A 16385-nucleotide genomic window follows, 5' to 3' on the forward strand; every position below is an offset into this window, starting at 1 on the left:
CGACCCGGAAGGGCCGCTTCAACCATGGTAGGCGTCCAATGTTTCCAACTGGGAAAGAATCTCGGCGGCCACGGCTTCGGCATCGCCGACATCGGCGTTCACCCAGCGGATGCGCTTATCGCGGCGGAACCACGTACGCTGGCGCTTGCCGTAGCGGCGCGTGGCCGTCTTGATGGCCTGCACGGCCTCCTCTAGCGTGATGTTCCCATCCAGCGCCTCGACGATCTCCTTGTATCCGATGGCCTGGGGCGCCGTGACGCCGTCGCGGAATCCGGCGGCCAGCAGGCCCCGCACCTCGTCGACGAGCCCTGCGGCCACCATGGCATCGACCCGGGCGTCGATGCGCTCGTTCAGGATAGCCGGCTCCACGGCCAGCCCGAATTGCACGGCTGGAACGAAGGGCGCCACGGTGGCGAGCCGCTGTTTCTGCTCGGCGTAGCTGGCACCCTCCTCCAAAAGCTCGAAGGCACGCACGACGCGCCGCACGTTGTTGGGGTGGATGACGGCGGCGCTTGCGGGATCGCGCGCCTCCAGCGCCTCCCACAGGGCCTGGTTGCCGTGTTCCTCCGCATAGGCGGTCCAGCGTTCGCGGACGGGGTTTTCCACCTGGTCGCCCTTGGGGAAGGCGAAGTCGTCGATGGTCGCCTGCACGTACTGGCCGGTGCCGCCGCAGAGCACCGCTCTCTTGCCGCGGGCGTCAATATCGCGAATGCAGTGCCGGGCGAACGCCTGGAACAGGGCCGCCGAGTAGGGCTCGCCGGGATCAACGAGATCGAAGCCGTGATGGGGCACGCGGCGCTCAGATGCGGGAAGCTTGCCCGTGCCGATGTCCATGCCCCGGTAGATCTGCATGGAATCGGCGCTCACCACTTCCCCGCCGAGGCGCTCGGCGACGATCTGGGCCGCGTCGGTCTTGCCCGAGGCCGTGGGCCCCACGATGGCGATGACGGGTGCGGAAAGCTCAAGCATGGACGATCGTGCCCGAGAGATACCAGGTGCGGGCTTCCTCGATGGTCACGGGCACGATGCGCCCCACCAAAGACGTCGCGTCCGCACCAGCGGGCACCGGCGCGTGAACGGTCTGGTTCTTCGGGCTCTTGCCGGCCAAGATGGAATCGTCGCGCTTGGACGTGCCCTCGACCAGCACGGGCACCGTGGCGCCGAGCTCTGCCTGGTTCGCCTCGAAGGCCTTGCGTTGGACGAGATCCACGAGCCGGTCGAAGCGCTCCTGGATGACCTCGCGGGGCGTGTCGTCGTCCATCTCCGCAGCAGGGGTCCCCTCGCGCTTGGAGTAAATGAACGTGAACACCTGGCTGTAGCCGACTTCCTCCACGAGGCGATAGGTGTCCATGAAGTTCTCTTCGGTCTCGCCGGGAAATCCCACGATGATGTCCGTGGACAGGGCGATGTCGGGACGGGCGCGGCGAAGCTTCTCGATAAGGCCGAGGTAGTGCTCGCGGGTGTAGCGGCGGTTCATGGCCGAGAGGATGCGGTTCGAGCCCGACTGCACGGGAAGGTGCAGCGCCGGCATGAGCGAGGGCAGCGTGGCGAACAGCCCGATGACCTCGTCGGTGAGATCCTTCGGGTGACTCGTCGCGAAGCGGAGCCGCTCGATGCCCGCGGCGTCCACGGCCCGAAGGACATCCGCGAACCGCGGCTCGCCGTAGAGGTCGCGCCCGTAGGAGTTCACGTTCTGCCCCAGCAGCGTGATCTCCTTGACGCCCGCTTCCGCATAGGAGCGCGCCTCGGCGGCGATGTCGTCCAGGGGCCGCGACTTCTCGCGCCCGCGGACGTAGGGCACGATGCAGTAGGAGCAGAAATTGTTGCATCCCACAGTGATGGGCAGCCACGCCGCCCAGTCGTGCTCGCGCACCGTGGGCAGGGCGGAGGAGAACTCCGCTCCCCCCTCAATCACTTCGGCGGCGCGGCCGTGCTGCTCGATGGCGCGTCGGAGAAGCCCCGGCAAAGAGCCCAGATTGTGAGTGCCGAAAACCACATCGAGATGGGGAAGCGCCGCAAGCAGCTTGTCGCCGTCGCGCTGGCCGATGCAGCCGCCTACGGCGATGTAGCGCTTGTCGAGGGGCGCGCCGTCGCGCAAGGGGATGTTCTTCATGGAGGCGACCTGCCCGTAGAGCCTCGTGTCGGCAGCCTCGCGGACGCAGCACGTCATGAACACGACGATGTCCGCCTCCTCGATGGTTTCGACGGGCAGCGAGCCCAGGCCCTCCAGCATGCCGGCGACCCGCTCGGAATCGTGCTTGTTCATCTGGCAGCCGAAGGTGTGGATGCAGAAACGAGTTCCCTCGAAGACGTTGCTCATAGCAAAACCCTCTAATGGACCGCGGCCGCATCGACGATGGGGGCGATCGCGGCGGCGCCCCGCGGCTCGACGGCGAAGCGGATGGCCGTGCGGTACTCGCCGTCGATGACGATGTCCGCGAAGGAGGGGATGCAGCAGATCTCGATGCCCACCGGCGAGAGGAACCCGCGGGAGATGGCCACGGCTTTCACAGCCTGGTTCACCGCACCGGCCCCCACGGCTTGAATCTCCACCGACGCCCCGTCTTTGATCATGCCGGCGATGGCGCCGGCAACGGAGGCGGGAGACGATTTGGAGGATACTTTGAGGCACCCGATGGAGGGCTTGGTTTCAGTGGTAGACACAGCTGGTCCTTGTCGTTTGTGGTGCGGTTCTTCTCTGGATGTGGTTCGTTTAGCGGGCGCCCGTGGCGCCTTCAGCCCGAATATTCTACCTGTTGCACCCGAGTGGCGCAACCGCGCGCGCTTCCTTAGAGCGACGTGCGGATGGGAACGGTGATGCGGATGGCTTCCTGGCCCACGATGACCTCCGCCTCGCCCACCGCTTCCAGATAATACGTTTCCGCCACGGGCTCCATGAGCCGGCCGATGCCGCGCTTCAGCGTATCGATGTCCTCGGGAGCCAGACGCAGGGAGCGGGCGTTCTTAGAATTTCGCCGGCGCTCGGATGGGCGATGGGCCTGCCGCGGGAACGATTCGGCGGCCAAACGCTCGGTTAAGGGGTCGAGCGCAACGATGGCCCCGTCGAGAATGCGTCGGGCCGAGCGCTCGGAGAGCGGCAGCCCCAGGGCCTCGCAGCGGTCCGCGAGGTCATCGGGGCCGGCGGCCAGGGCGAGGCGCTTGACGAGGGGGATTCCCGTGCCGTCGCCCCCGAAGGCGCGCACGGCCGGGGAGAGCGAGGCGAGACCCAGTTGGTACAGCGTCGCTGCCACCTCCACCGGGGTGCCGAGGTACACGGAGAGGTCGCCGCGGTGCTCCAAGGCGAATTCCGCGGCCGTGCGCACGATGTTCTTGGGGCCGCGCATCGCCCACGAACCGGAAGGCTCCTGCTCGAAACGGGGAAACGTCGACTGATCCGCCTTCTCGGCGAGGCTTTCGGTGTCGGTGGCGACCGTGAGGCTGGTGCCGAGTCCCGGCTCCGATTGCAGCACCCGGGCCTCTTCGGCGTTCACGGAGATAGAGTAAAGGGCCATGCCGCGCCCGTGCATGCCCCACTTGTCCATATGCGCGCTATCGAGCTTCGAAGTGACGCGCGGTTCGAAGATGCGCTCGTGCTGGGCAGCGGGAATGCCCTGTCCGTCGTCGAGGACGGTGAGCAGACGTTCGTTGCCGGTCTTCTGAGTGGCGAGGAAGATGCGGCTGGCGCCGGCATCGCGGGCGTTGCGCAGAAGCTCGATGACCACGTCCTCGCTCGAGCGGATGTCCTGGGCGGCCTGGCGTCGTTCGGCCTCGGAGGACCGGAGGCGGACGAAGCCGTCTCCGAGGTCATCCTCGACCCGTAGACGGCTCTCGCCGCACACATCGTCTATGAAATCGCTGAGGGTATCGCCTTCCATGGCCTACTTGGCGTAGTCGACCGCACGGCTCTCGCGGATGACGACGACTTTCACCTGGCCCGGATACTGCATCTCGTTCTCGATCTGCTGGGCGATGTCGTGGGCCAAAACGACGGATTCGGCCTCGTCCACCACTTCCGGCTCTACCATGACGCGAACCTCGCGGCCTGCCTGGATGGCGTAGGTGCGCTCGACGCCCTTGTGGGAGTTCGCGATCTCCTCCAGCTTCTCGAGGCGCTTCACGTAGGCGTCCAGCGTCTCCTTGCGGGCGCCGGGGCGGGCGGCGGAGACGGCGTCGGCGGCCTGGATGAGCACGTCGACGACGGAGTTGGCCTCCACATCGTTGTGATGGGCCTCGATGGCGTGGACGATCTCGGGGCGCTCGCCGAAGCGACGGGCCAGATCGGCGCCGATGACGGCGTGGCTGCCCTCGACCTCGTGATCGACGGCCTTGCCGAGGTCGTGTAAAAGGCCGGCCCGCTTGACGGGGATGGGGTCGAGCCCGAGCTCGGAGGCCATGACCGAGGCCAGATAGGCCACTTCGAGCGAATGGTTCAGCACGTTCTGACCGAACGAGGTGCGATAGCGCAAACGTCCCAGGGTGTTGACGAGCTCCGGGTGGAGATCGTGGATGCCCGCATCGAACGTGGCCTGCTCGCCGGCCTCGTGCACCCGCTGGTTCACCAGCTTGACGGCCTTGTCGTACATCTCCTCGATGCGCGCGGGATGGATGCGCCCGTCGGCGATGAGGTTCTCCATGGTGACGCGGCCGATCTCGCGGCGCACCGGGTCGAAGCAGGAGATGGTGACGCACTCCGGCGTGTCGTCGATGATGAGGTTCGTGCCGGTCAGCTGCTCGAAGGAGCGGATGTTGCGGCCCTCGCGGCCGATGATGCGGCCCTTCAGGTCGTCGGAGGGGATATGGATGGTGGACACCGTGCTCTCGGCGGAGTGGTCGGCGGCCACGCGCTGGATGGCGAGGCTCAAGATCTCGCGGGCCTTCTTGTCCGCCTCGGCCTTGGTGCGCGTCTCGGCATCGCGGATGATGACGGCCGATTCGCGGGTGACCTCGTCGTGGATGGTCTCCAGCAGTTCCTCTTTGGCCTCCTGGGGGCTCATGCCCGCAGCGCGCTCGAGGGCCTGGTTGATCTCGATCTGCGCCTCCTCGCGATGGCGCTCGATGGCATTCTCGGCCTCTTCGACATCGCGCTCGCGGCGCTCGACTTGTCCCTGCAAAGACGAGAGCTGGTGCTCGCGGGCATCCAGGGACTCGACCCGGCGATCGAGGGACTCCTCGCGTTGGGCGATGCGGTTCTCGGCGGAGCGCACCTCGCGCATGCGCTCCTTGTTCTCCTTCTCCATCTCCTGCTTATAGCGAAGAGCCTCGTCCTTGGCTTCCACGGCGGCTTCACGTCGGAGCGTCTCGGCTTGCTTCTTGGCATCCTCGACCAGGCTTGCGGCCTCGCGGGCAGCGTTCTTGGATGAGGAGCTGGCAATGAGTCGATTGACGATGAAACCGAGGACCAGGCCGATGACGATAGCGACGATCAAGAGCACGATCGTGATGGGATCCATGGCTGTTTCCTCCTTTCATCTGGGCTTTCATGCCCATTTCATGTCATAAAAAATGCCCGTGGCCGGGCATGAGCATAACTGCGCGAAGATACGAGGAATATGAAATTCTCTATCTTGAATGCCCAGAAGGGCACGTATGCTCTAAAGCCACAGCTCACAGTATAGCGTAAGGCCGCGGCTTTAGACAGACTCTAGTGGGTTTGCGTCACGAATGGCTCATCGAATCGCACTTCAGGTTGCGCTCCTGCTCCTCGGACCACGTGCGCGACGCGGAAGCGGCGACATCGGTGGAAAATCCTTGGGAAACGAGACGGCGGAAAGCGGCCTCCCGGGCGCGCTTGGCTTTAGGCGGGCGACGCCGCAGGGCGGCCAGGGCGCGGCCCACTTCGAAGTCCCTCCCCTTCCGCTCATGCTCGACCCAGAAATCGAGGGTGGCTGGGTCGATGCCGAGCTCCTCGATCTCCCGTTCGGCATCGCGAAGCCCCCGGCCGGCCGCAAGCTTCATGCGGACGAGGGCGTCGGCGTAGCGTCGATCGTCCACCGCCCGTACGCGCACGGCGCGCTGAAGGGCCTCCTCCACCACTGCCGCAGGAAAGTCGTCCTTCAGCAGGCGCTCGCGCAGGTAGGCCGTGGAGCGCTCGCGAACCGCGGCCCATCGGAGGATCTTCTGGTACGCGTCTCGGGCCGTCTTCCCCTCCTCGCCGCTCAGAGCGCTCTCCCGCTCCTCTCCACGAGAGGAGCGGGAGAGATCCTGCGCGCAAGACGCCCCTGTATCCCTGCCGCAAACGGCGTCGTCCTCGGCAGGGTGCGGCCAAGCGGCGATTTGCGCGCACGGTTCCTCTGAGGGAGGGGCGGCTTCCAGGGCGGCGATATCCGCCCTGAGCGCTGCGAGTATGTCGGCCTTGGACGCCACGATGCGTTACTTCTTCTTGCCGCTCTTGGGCGCCGGCGTGAACGACTCGTTTTCGGCCGGACGCTCGATGACGGGGATCTCGTAGGCCTCGCGGACCTTGTTCTCGAGCTCCTCACGCAGATCGGGGTTCTCCTTGAGCGTCTGCTTGGCCGCCTCGCGGCCCTGGCCCAGGCGCTCCTCGCCGTAGGTGTACCAGGCGCCGGACTTCTTGGCCACGCCGCATTCCACGGCCATATCGACGATGCAGCCTTCCCGAGAGATGCCCTCGCCGTACATGAGATCGAACTCCGCTTGGCGGAAAGGAGGAGCCACCTTGTTCTTGACCACCTTCGCCCTCACGCGATTGCCGACCACATCGCCGTTCTGCTTGATAGAGTCGATGCGGCGAATGTCGATGCGAACCGAGGAGAAAAACTTCAGGGCGCGTCCGCCGGTGGTCGTCTCCGGGTTGCCGAACATGACGCCGATCTTCTCGCGCAGCTGGTTGATGAAGATGCAGGTGGTGTTCGATTTCGACAGCGACCCGGCCAGCTTGCGCAGGGCCTGGGACATGAGCCGAGCCTGAAGGCCCACGGTGGTATCCCCCATCTCGCCCTCGATTTCGGCACGGGGAACGAGCGCCGCCACAGAGTCGACGATGACGCAGTCGATAGCGCCCGAGCGCACGAGCATATCGCAGATTTCCAGCGCCTGCTCGCCGGTGTCGGGCTGGGAGATGAGCACCTCGTCGATATCGACCCCGATGCGCGCGGCGTAAACGGGATCGAGGGCGTGCTCGGCATCGATGAAGGCAACGATACCGCCCAGCGCCTGAGCCTCCGCGAGAATCTGCAAGGCGAGCGTTGTCTTGCCGCTTGACTCGGGACCGTAGATTTCGATGATGCGGCCGCGGGGCACGCCTCCGATGCCGAGCGCGGCATCGAGCGGCAGGGCGCCCGTGGGGATGACCCCGATGTTGAGATCGGCGCCTCCCTCGCCGAGGGTCATGATAGAGCCCTTGCCGAACTTGGACTCGATTTGATCAGTGGTGAGTTTGAGCATCTTTTCTTTATCTTCGTTCATGACCTCTCCTTGTCTGGGCCAGGCGAACAAATGGCCTGTTTTCATCATTATACGAACAAACGTATGCACGTCAAGAGGTGATTCTCAAAAACCAGTTCTCTCTGTGCGCGAAAACAGCATAACGGTACGCGACCGCAGCAATGACGCGGGAATGTCTCATTTGAGTCCTCGCGCCGACCGTACCGCTGTCGCACTCTCGTCGCAGAGTGCCCGTGCGCCCTCGCCAAAACCGCGGCGCTGTCAGAAGCTCGCGAGCGCCTCTTCCATCGTGCGCAGGGCGATCAGCACCGTTTGCAAGCGCACGGCCTCGCGGCCGCCTTCGAAATGATGGCATGCAGCATGGGTCTTTTTGGCGGTGGCGCAGCCGATCCACACCGTGCCCACCGGCTTGCCGGGCTCGGCGCCCGTCGGTCCGGCGATGCCCGTGACCGCCACCGAGACATCGCTGCCCAGCTCGCGCAGGGCGCCACGGGCCATCTGCAGGGCCACCAGCTCGTCGACGGCCCCCTGTCGCGCGAGCACGTCCTCGGAAACGCCGAGTACCTCGGCCTTCACCTCGTTCACGTAGCTCACAATGCCGCCGCGCACCGAGGCCGACGACCCGGGCACGGAAGTGAGCATGGCCGCGATGAGGCCGCCGGTGAGGCTCTCGGCTGTGGCCACCGTGGCCCCTGCGGCCGTCGCCTTCTCGACGATGATGCGCGCCTGCTCGTCGATGGCCTTCTGCAGCGCCGCGATCTCGGTGGGTGCCGCAGAAGGGGCGGCCGCCTTTGCGGTTTTGGCCCCCGCGCTCCCCTTCAACAGATGGCGCGCCTTTACGAGATAGTCGAGCATGGACATGACCGTCAGGACGAGCGCGATGACCATGACGGTCCAGGACAGCACGAACATGGGGTTGGTGAAGGCGCCGGCCGCCGTGGTGAACGTGAGCGAGTCCTTGAGAAGGAACAGCACGATGGCGATGATCTGGAACACCGTCTTGGCCTTGCCGTACCAGCTGGCGGCGATGACCGTGCCCTTGCTGGCCGCCACCATGCGGATGCCCGAGACGATGAACTCGCGGGCAAGGATGATGAGCACGGGCCAGCCGGGCAGCACGGCCAGCTCCACCAGGGCGATGAGCGCCGCCGTGACGAGGATCTTATCGGCCAGGGGATCCATGAACTTCCCGAAGTCGGTCACTTCCCCGCGACTGCGGGCGAGATATCCGTCGATCCAATCGGTGCAGGAGATGAGAATGAAGATGCCAGCGGCGATGACGCACTTCGCCTCCATGGTGATGCCCGGCAGGCCCACCCATTCGGGCCAGGGGCTCAGGATCGCCAGCACGAAGACCGGCACCAGGCAGATGCGGATGAGCGTGACGATGTTCGCCGGCGTCCAGAGCTTGTCCGGAGCCGTGGGCTGGATGGTGGTCATGGCCTACTCGCCTTCCATTTCGTAAAGCAGGGTATCCGCGATGGTGCAGGAAACGAACGCGCCGATCTCGCCGCGGGACACGTAGGTGACGCCGTCCACCTCGGGCGCCTGGCATTGGGCGCGACCGAAGCGCTGGCCGTCCTCCTCGGTTCCCTCGACGAGCACGATCGCCCCCTTCCCGATGCGCTCGGCGATGCGGGGCCCGCAGGCGGCATCGGCGGCGTCGCGCAGCACCTGGGCCCGCTGGGCCTTCTCGTCCTCGTCGATCTGGTTCGGCAGGTCGAAGGCGGCGGTGCCCTCCTCGCGGGAGTAGGGGAAGACGCCGACGTAATGGAACAGCCCCTCGGAGACGAAATCGAGGAGCTCCTCGAACTGCTCGTCGGTCTCGCCGGGAAATCCCGCGATGAGCGTTGTGCGCAAGGTGATATCGGGCACCGCGGCCTCGATGCGCTCGATGAGGGCGCGAAACGCCGCGGCATCCCCTCGGCGGTTCATGGCCCGAAGGATCGGCTCGCTCACGTGCTGCAGGGGAATGTCCAGATAAGAGCAAACGTTCTCGCGGGCCGCCATAACGGAGAGCAGCTCGTCGGTTGCGCCCTCGGGCTGCAGGTACATGACGCGGAACCACGTGTCGGGGTGCGCCTCGGCCAGCGTGTCGACGAGCCATGCGAGGTCGCGGCCGTCGGGAAGGTCGGCGCCCCAGCGTCCGGTGTCCTGGGCGATGAGCACGATCTCCCGGGCGCCGGAGGCGATCTCGCGCTCGACGTCCTCGGCGATCTGCTCGTACGGGAAGCTGTGGTAGCGCCCGCGAATGAAGGGGATGGTGCAGTAGGAGCAGAAGCGGTCGCAGCCGTCGGATATCTTCACGTAGGCGAACGTCCGGCCCTCCCCTTCTGCGGGCTCGCCCCCGACGGCCGCCACGGGCAGGGGGATCCCCAGAGCGCGCGCCACCACTTCCGCGATATCGTCCTCGCGACTGCAGGGCACAAAGGCCGACGCCTCCGTCAGCTCCGCGGCCAGGTCGTCCCCGTAACGGGCCGGCATGCAGCCGGCGACGATGAGGGCGGCTGAGCCCTCATCCACTTTGGGCAGGGAGGCGGCCTCGAGGATGGCATCGATGCTCTCCTCGGTGGCCGCCTGGATGAACGAGCAGGTGTTCACGATGATGGCGTCGGCGCTGGACGCCTCTTCGGTCACGGAGAAGCCGGCTTCGCGCAAGCGCCGCGCCATGGCGGCCGAGTCCACCTCGTTCTTCGCGCACCCCATCGTGATGAGGCAGACGGAGGGCACCGCGCTGTCGCGCGTCATATTGATCACGTCCGTAGTCCTAGCGATAGTTGACGTACTGCAGCGGCTGCCCGTAGTCCTGGCCGCGCAAGAAGGCGATGACCTCCTGCAACGTGTCGCGGGAGGGAGAGCTCACGCGCAGCTTGTCGCCCTCGACGGTCACCTTGCACTTGAGCTTCTGGGCCTTGATGTCCTTGTTGATCTTGCCCGCGGTCTCCTTGTCGATGCCGTTGACCACCGTGGCGCACCGGCGCACCCCGCCGCCGGAGGAAGGCGTGGAATCCCCCCACTTCACGGCGGTAAGATCGATGCCGCGCTTGATGAGCTTGCTGCCGATGACGTCGATGACCTGGGAGGCCACGAACTCGGCCGGCGCGGTCACCGTCAGGGTGCCGGCGCTTTTGTCCAGGGAGATCTCGGCGCCCGAATCCTTCAGATCGTAGCGCTGGGAAAGCTCTTTCTTGGCTTGCTGGAAGGCGTTGTCCACCTCCTGCATATCCACCGTGGAGACGATGTCGAAGCTGGATTCTTTAGCCATGGGTTGATTGCCTTTCTCGATGGGCCCGCTAGGCCGCGCTGTCGGAGGAGTCCTCGCCGGAGTCGGACGAGTCGCCATTTCCGGAGGTGTCGGAGGGACGGTCGCTGGTGCTGGAGTCGTCGCTCGAGGAATCCGAGCTGGAGGAGGAGCCGGAATCCGAGTCGCCGGAGCTATCCGAGGAGGCGCCGGCCACGCCGTTGGCGCGCTTCCAATCGTTGAGCACGTCCTCGAAGTTGACGGTGTAGGTGTAGACGCCGCGGCCGTTCTGATCCTCGGCCTTCACCTCCTCGCCGTCGAGGGTGAGCTTGACGGCGGCGATGTCCTCGTCATCACCGGAAAGCACGAATTTCAGCGTTCCGGTCACATCGAAATCGGCCGTCTTGGGCCCGGTGACATTGCCCGCCTCCACGGTCTTGCCGTCCTGGACGACCTCGATGTAGACGCTTGACCCCTCGGGCACGTTGTAGCTGAACTTGGCGCTCGTCGGCGCCACGGGCTGCTGGGTGGGCGCCGTTGCGTCGCCTGCGCCCTCGTTTGCGGCACCGGTATCGGTGCCGGCAGGGTTCTGCATGCCGGAGATGGGCACCGTGGGCACATCGCTTTCCGGCGCCGCACGGTTTCCGAAGGCCAGGACGATCACGAGGACGAGCAGGCCCACGATGATGGCGCCCACGATGATGAGCGGCAAATACGAGCCGATGTTCGCCGCGATGCCCGGTGCCTGGCGCCCTTGGACGAGGTTGGTGTACTGGGGCTGCGGAGCCGCCCTGCCCGTGCGGGCCGAGGAACCGCCCAAGCCGGAACGGCCGGAGCGCGGGGAGCCCGCGTAATCGTCTCGGTAGGAGCCCCGAGAGGATCCCCGGTCGCGGCTGGAGGGCAGCGCGACCGTGCGTCCGGCATCGCGGGGGCGCTCGCGACGGTTGCTCGCCGGACGGCGGCCCGTCTCGAACTGGTAGACCTCTTCCCGGTAGGCGCGGGTGACCTCCGTGGGGTTCAGCCCCACCAGGCGCGCGTAGGCGCCCACCATGTTCGACGTGTAGCCGCGCGGGGGCATGCGGGCGAAATCGCCCTCCTCGATGGCGCGCAGGATATCCGGGCGGATGCGCAGCTTGCGGGCGGCCGTGGACAAATCGAGTCCTTTGCGCTCGCGGGCATGGGCAAGCGCCTCGCCGAATGATGTCTGTCTCGCCACGATGGTCTCCTCTGTGTTTTCCGTTGGCCGTTGCGGTGCGGTTCCGTTCCGGCCTATTCGTCAGCGGCCTCGAAGGCCTTCAGTGTTTCCAGTTCCATTTGGTCGACGAGCACCTCGCGCGGGCGGCTTCCGTTGGCCGGGCCCACGATGCCCTTTTCTTCCAACTGATCCATTATACGTCCAGCTCGCGCGTATCCGACCTTCAAGCGACGCTGAAGGTTGCTCGTGGAGCCCAAATCGCTTGAAACCACCACATCGGCGGCCTCCCACAGAAGCGGATCGTCGGCCTCGGAGCCCCCCTCCCCCGAAGGCGAGGAGTCGCCCAAGGTCACGACGTTGGTCTTCAGGATCTCGGAGTGGTACTCCGGCTCGCCCTGGCTCTTCAGGTGTGCCACCACGGCGACGATCTCGTCGTCGGGGATGTAGGGGCCCTGGATGCGGATGGGCTTGGGGTACTCCGGCTTGGCCAAGAGCATGTCCCCCATGCCGATGAGGTTCTCGGCGCCCGTGGAGTCGAGGATGACGCGGGAGTCGATGCCCGAGGCCACCGTAAGCCCGATGCGGCAGGTGATGTTCGCCTTGATGAGGCCCGTGACCACGTTGGTGGAGGGGCGCTGGGTGGCGATGATGAGGTGGATGCCGGCGGCGCGGGCGAGCTGGGCGATGCGGCTGATGGAGAACTCGACCTCCTTGCCCACGTTCATCATGAGGTCGGCCAGCTCGTCGATGACGATGACGATGTAGGGAATGGGCTCGCCGTAGGGGTTCTCCGGCGGCTCCTCCCCCCTCTTCTCCGCGGCCTCGTCGGCGGCCTGGGCCGCCCGGGCCTTCTCGTTGAAGGTGATGATGTTGCGCACGCCGCACTTCGAGAACATCTTCAGGCGCCGCTCCATCTCGGCCACGGCCCAGGAAAGGGCGCTGGAGGCCTCGCGGCACTCGGTGACCACGGGGACGTACAAGTGCGGGATGCCCTCGTAGGGGGCGAACTCCACGCGCTTGGGGTCCACCATGATGAAGCGCACCTCGGCCGGGGTCGCGCGCATGAGGATGGACATGATCATGGAGTTCACCTCCACCGACTTGCCCGAGCCGGTGGTGCCGGCGATGAGCACGTGGGGCATCTTCGCCAGGTCGTGGACGATGGCGTGGCCCTCCACGTCCTCGCCGATGGCCACCTGCAAAGGCCCGGGGCCCGCAGCGGCGAGCACGTCGGGGAGATACACCATCTGGCGGTTGCGGTTGGGCACCTCGATGCCGACGTAGTTGGTGCCGGGGATGGGGGCGAAGATGCGCACGCCAGGAGCGGCGAGCGCCAGCGCGATGTCATCGGTGAGGTTGGTGACCTTGCTCACGCGCACGCCGGAGGGCAGGTCCACCTTGAACAGCGTCACCGTTGGGCCCTCCACCCAGCCGACCACGCTCGCCATGACGCCGAAGTCCTCCAGGGTCCCCTGCAGTTCGGCGGCTACGTCCCGCAGCTCCTCCTCGGTAGAGCCGCGGCGGGCGCCGCCGGTGGCGAGGAGAGTCATGGGAGGCAGCTGGAAGCCGTCCTTGGAGATCGGTTGGGCGGGCGCCTCCTTCTTTTTCTTGGGGGCCGTCTTCTTGCTCACGGGCTTCGTCTTCGCGGCCTCGCGCTCGGCGACCTCGGCCTCCTGCCGGCGCCGCCCGAGCTTGCGGGTCATGGGAGCGGCTGGCTCCACGGCGGAGATGTCCTCCACCTCGGCCACCTCGCGCGGATCAGGGGCTTGGATGGGCACGAGGCCGTCCGTCTTCTGGGCGCCCAGCTGCCGCGTGACGGCCGCATCGGACACGGTGTCGGCTGCAGCCCCGCGGGAGCGCCGGCGCGGTTGCTCGTCCAAGGAGATGCGGGCGGTGGGCGCCCCATGGGCTGCCGGGGGCAGATCGGCGGACTCGGCCATGGTCGTCAGCGGCGGCTTGCCCCTCCCCCGCCTCATAGATCCGAAGGCATCGGGAATGAGGGAGGCGGCACCCTCGCCGTCCAAGTCGTAGCGGGCGCGCACCTTCTCCAGAAATGCGGAGATGGAGAATCCGATGACGATGACGCCGACGATGGCCACCCCGATGAGCAGGATGGCGGAGATGGCCGGCCCGAAGAGCGTGAGCCCCACCCAGGCGAGCGCCGCCCCCACATAGCCGCCATGGGTCACGAGCGCGATGCGGTCGAACAGGGCGGCAGGTCCTGTGCCGGTCGTCGGCGTGAACAGGGCGATGATGCCGAGCAGCGCCACGAGGATGAGCGATAGGCCCAGCGTGACGCGCAGCGACATGCGCTCCGACTGCATGCGGTACAGAACGGCGCCGCCGATGGCGACGAGGAAGAAGGGCATGATGTAGCAGCCCACGCCGAAGACGACGTGGAGCGACTCCGAGAGGAAGTCGGTCACGATGGCCCCGGCCGGAGCCGCGGCCGCGATGAACAGCACAATGCCCAAAATGATGAAGCCGACGCCCACGATGTCGCGGCGCGTGCGGTCGTCCAAGATGCGGGGCTCGGCCTCCACGGCGCGGCTGCGGGCCGCGGCGGATTTGCGCGTGCCGCTCTTCGACAGGTTCCCCGAGGCCTTCTGGGCGCTCGTCTTCTCTTTGTTGGTGCTCGTATTGCGCGCCACGGTGCCTCTAGACCTCCAGCAGGTTCACGACGACCATGGGGCGCTGCTTGGTGCGCTCCCAGAGAAGCGAGAGCAGCGCGTCGCGGGCGGCCTTGCGCAGTTCTTTCACGCCTCCGTCCTTGGAAAGGCACTTGCGCAGGGCGTTGGCCACGGTGTTCTCGGCCTCGTGGGCCAGATAGTAGTCGTCGCCGCCGGTAATGCCGTGCATGGACACCTGCACCTGGCCGACGAGCTTGCGATCCTTCATGTTCACGGCCGCGGCCACCGAGGCGAAGCCCTGGTTGCCGAGCGTGTTGCGCTCGTCCAGCACGTCCTGGGAGGTGTCGCCCACCGAAAGGCCGTCCACGTAGACGATGCCCGAGGGCACGCCCTCGCCGCGCTCGACGCCCCGGGCGGAAAGCTCCAGGGAGTCGCCGTTTTCAAGCACGTAGATGTTGTCCGGGTCGACGCCGGTGGCCTCGGCCAGCTTCGCGTGGGCCCGCAGGTGCGTGGCCTCGCCATGGACCGGCATGAAGTTCTTCGGCTTCACGATGGAGAGCATGATCTTCAGCTCCTCGGCCCCGGCATGGCCCGACACGTGCACCCGCGCCCGGCTCTTGTCGTACACGTCGGCGCCGATCTTGGCCAGCTGGTTGATGACCCGGGTGACGGCCTTCTCGTTGCCGGGAACCGGCGTGGCCGAGATGATGACCGTATCGCCCTCCTCGATCTCGATGGTCTTGTGCTCGCCGTTGGCGATGCGGGCCAGAGCCGACAGCGGCTCGCCCTGGCTGCCGGTGCACATGATGACCACCTGCTCGGGCGGAATGCCCTTCAGGTCGTAGGCGTCGATGAGGTTGTCGTCGGAGATGTTCAGGTAGCCGAGCCGCCGCGCGATGTCGGTGTTCTGGATCATGGAGCGGCCCGTGACCACCACCTTGCGGCCGTTCTTTACCGCCGCGTCGCAGATCTGCTGCATGCGGTGGATGTGGCTCGCGAAGCTGGCGATGATGACGCGCCCCTTGGCCTGAGAGATGATCTGCTCCAAGGTCTTCCCCACCTCGGCCTCGGACGGGGTGAAGTTCGGGTTCGTCGCATTGGTGGAGTCGCTCATCATGAGGTCGACCCCCGTCTCCGAGAAGCGGGCCAGGGCGCCGAAATCGGTGGTGATGCCGTCGATGGGGGTCTGGTCCAGCTTGAAGTCGCCGGTGTGCAAAACGTTGCCGGCCGGGCTCTGGATGAACAGGCCCACCGCGCCGGGGATGGAGTGGTTCACGGCGAAGAAGTCCACCGTGAAGCAGCCGAGCTTGACCTCGTCGCCGGGCTTGATCTCGATGAGCTTGGCGTTCTTCACCCGGTGCTCGGCGAACTTGCCCTCGATGAGGCCGAGCGTGAGCTTCGTGGCGTAGATGTTCACCGTGCGGTCGAGATCCTTCAGAAGGTAGGGCAGCGTGCCCGTGTGGTCCTCGTGGCCGTGGGTGATGACGATGCCGCGCAGCTTGTCGGCGTTCTCCAGCACATAGGTGTAGTCGGGCAGGATGAGGTCGATGCCCGGATGGTCGTCGTCGGGAAACATCAGGCCCGCGTCGTCCAAGATCATGTCGCCGTTGCACTCGAAGGCGGTCATGTTCTTGCCGATGGCGTCAAGACCGCCGAGCGGGATGATCTTGAGCTTCGCGTTCGGGTCCTTGCCCGCCTTCGAGCCGCGGCGCGGCTTTCGGCTGCCGGAGGGGACTTCCTTGGCCGCCGCTGTCTCGCCGCGCGAGAGCTGCGGGCGCTTGCGCTCCAGGTTCACACGCTTGAAGGAGGTGTTGTTCTTGCGGCGATCGTTGTTGCGCCGGTTGGCGTTCTTGCCGCTGCCGCCCTCCGTGCGGCCGTTCTGCTTCTCTTGGTTTTCTTTGGTCATTCAATGCCT

General features: G+C 66.2%; 13 protein-coding genes. All 13 read right to left on the reverse strand.

Annotated features, from left to right (window positions below; translation table 11 throughout):
* Positions 1 to 18: 18 nt before the first annotated feature.
* The 13 genes from miaA to ACYVRU_RS00535 all read right to left on the reverse strand — a co-directional run bounded on the left by miaA (position 19) and on the right by ACYVRU_RS00535 (position 16376).
* The gene (gene miaA / locus ACYVRU_RS00475) at positions 19 to 969 is read right to left on the reverse strand and encodes a tRNA (adenosine(37)-N6)-dimethylallyltransferase MiaA (RefSeq protein WP_227069523.1); all 951 of its coding nucleotides are present in this window, start codon (positions 967 to 969) and stop codon (positions 19 to 21) included.
* Positions 962 to 2320, reverse strand: coding sequence for a tRNA (N6-isopentenyl adenosine(37)-C2)-methylthiotransferase MiaB (miaB, locus tag ACYVRU_RS00480; RefSeq protein WP_461185585.1), 1359 nt, complete (start codon positions 2318 to 2320; stop codon positions 962 to 964). The genes miaA and miaB overlap by 8 nt, the downstream gene beginning before the upstream one ends.
* A gap of 11 nt (positions 2321 to 2331) precedes the next feature.
* Positions 2332 to 2664: a stage V sporulation protein S gene (locus ACYVRU_RS00485; protein WP_022739915.1), complete on the reverse strand. Its 333-nt coding sequence runs from the start codon at positions 2662 to 2664 to the stop codon at positions 2332 to 2334.
* A gap of 125 nt (positions 2665 to 2789) precedes the next feature.
* Positions 2790 to 3875: an ATP-binding protein gene (locus ACYVRU_RS00490; protein WP_114548347.1), complete on the reverse strand. Its 1086-nt coding sequence runs from the start codon at positions 3873 to 3875 to the stop codon at positions 2790 to 2792.
* Positions 3876 to 3878: 3 nt separating this feature from the next.
* Positions 3879 to 5450 carry a ribonuclease Y gene (gene rny, locus ACYVRU_RS00495; RefSeq protein WP_114539060.1) on the reverse strand — a complete coding sequence of 524 codons (1572 nt, stop codon included), beginning with the start codon at positions 5448 to 5450 and terminating at the stop codon, positions 3879 to 3881.
* Positions 5451 to 5655: 205 nt separating this feature from the next.
* The gene (locus ACYVRU_RS00500; RefSeq protein ID WP_223901027.1) at positions 5656 to 6363 is read right to left on the reverse strand and encodes a regulatory protein RecX; all 708 of its coding nucleotides are present in this window, start codon (positions 6361 to 6363) and stop codon (positions 5656 to 5658) included.
* Between the two features lie 6 nt (positions 6364 to 6369).
* Positions 6370 to 7425: a recombinase RecA gene (recA, locus tag ACYVRU_RS00505; protein WP_022739919.1), complete on the reverse strand. Its 1056-nt coding sequence runs from the start codon at positions 7423 to 7425 to the stop codon at positions 6370 to 6372.
* A gap of 240 nt (positions 7426 to 7665) precedes the next feature.
* Positions 7666 to 8844, reverse strand: coding sequence for a CDP-diacylglycerol--glycerol-3-phosphate 3-phosphatidyltransferase (gene pgsA / locus ACYVRU_RS00510; RefSeq protein WP_223901026.1), 1179 nt, complete (start codon positions 8842 to 8844; stop codon positions 7666 to 7668).
* 3 nt (positions 8845 to 8847) lie between these two features.
* Positions 8848 to 10152 (reverse strand): 30S ribosomal protein S12 methylthiotransferase RimO, encoded by a 1305-nt coding sequence (gene rimO, locus ACYVRU_RS00515; RefSeq protein WP_367882414.1) that lies wholly within the window; start codon positions 10150 to 10152, stop codon positions 8848 to 8850.
* 19 nt (positions 10153 to 10171) lie between these two features.
* A complete protein-coding gene (locus ACYVRU_RS00520) occupies positions 10172 to 10669 on the reverse strand; it encodes a YajQ family cyclic di-GMP-binding protein (protein WP_223901025.1) in 498 nt (165 codons plus the stop codon).
* A gap of 28 nt (positions 10670 to 10697) precedes the next feature.
* On the reverse strand, positions 10698 to 11861 hold the full coding sequence (locus ACYVRU_RS00525) for a helix-turn-helix domain-containing protein (protein ID WP_302783631.1): 1164 nt from the start codon (positions 11859 to 11861) through the stop codon (positions 10698 to 10700).
* 53 nt (positions 11862 to 11914) lie between these two features.
* Positions 11915 to 14491 (reverse strand): FtsK/SpoIIIE family DNA translocase, encoded by a 2577-nt coding sequence (locus tag ACYVRU_RS00530; RefSeq protein ID WP_223901023.1) that lies wholly within the window; start codon positions 14489 to 14491, stop codon positions 11915 to 11917.
* Positions 14492 to 14498: 7 nt separating this feature from the next.
* Positions 14499 to 16376 carry a ribonuclease J gene (locus tag ACYVRU_RS00535; RefSeq protein WP_117284011.1) on the reverse strand — a complete coding sequence of 626 codons (1878 nt, stop codon included), beginning with the start codon at positions 16374 to 16376 and terminating at the stop codon, positions 14499 to 14501.
* Positions 16377 to 16385 lie beyond the last annotated feature (9 nt).

Source organism: Adlercreutzia sp. CNCM I-6216, assembly GCF_977113345.1.